The organism is Pseudomonas sp. LLC-1 (assembly GCF_002992185.1).
In the GTDB taxonomy this organism is placed as follows: domain Bacteria; phylum Pseudomonadota; class Gammaproteobacteria; order Pseudomonadales; family Pseudomonadaceae; genus Aquipseudomonas; species Aquipseudomonas monteilii.
The window spans coordinates 1-754 of sequence record NZ_LUVY01000040.1 but is presented as its reverse complement, the minus strand read 5'-3'; the positions used below and the strand labels follow the sequence as shown (position 1 = coordinate 754).

Genomic DNA, 754 nt, shown 5'->3' with positions numbered 1-754 from the left:
ACCTGTCCAGCCGCCCCATGGGCTGGGTGTGGGCCGACACCTGCCCCGATACCGCCAGGGAGGTGTGGATCGGCTACAGCCCGCACCTGTGGACCAACGCCATGACCGCCCGCATCACCGGCTCGTCCGCCCTCCTTAAACGGCACATGCGCCGGCTGGACATGGCCGAACTGATAGCCGGCAACCGGGCACCCTCGACCCAGCCCCATGTCTTGCCGGTCAGTGCCCTGCAAACCTGGGTCGAAGACTTCAAGCCCACCGAGCGGCGTATGCCGCTGAGCTGGAGCAGCGACCCGATCACCGACACCTTGCCCATCGGCAACCTCGTCGCCGTGGCCCGGCACTATCCCTGGACCCAACCCAAAGTGCCGGTGGTGGTCGCGCTCGCCGACGTCGAAGGCATGGCCCTGGACCTCAGCCTGTCGGTGTCGGCCTACCAGCACCAGCTGCGCGACCTGATGCCCGCCGAGCAGCTGCAACACACCAAACCCGCCCAACCGCCCGAGCACGAACGCGTGCCGGCGTGCTTCCAGCTGGATGCCGAACAGTTGAGCACGCAGAGCCGTGATTTTCACCATCGCAACCTGGTGGCCATGCTGCTGAACAAGACGCTGGAGAGTATGTACCCGGCCGACGCTGCCTCGCCCGAACTCGCCGCGTTCCGGCTGGGCACGGAACGCCGGGGCCCCGCCCTGTCGCCCGCCGAGTCACATTTCCAGGCCCTCACCCACAAGGACTACTCCCCCCACGGCGC

1 protein-coding gene is annotated in these 754 nt (G+C 67.6%); it reads left to right on the top strand.

Annotated features, from left to right (window positions below; genetic code table 11):
- Positions 1 to 754: toxin VasX (locus A0O30_RS28105; protein ID WP_371921643.1), on the top strand; the 754-nt coding region annotated here is incomplete at both ends.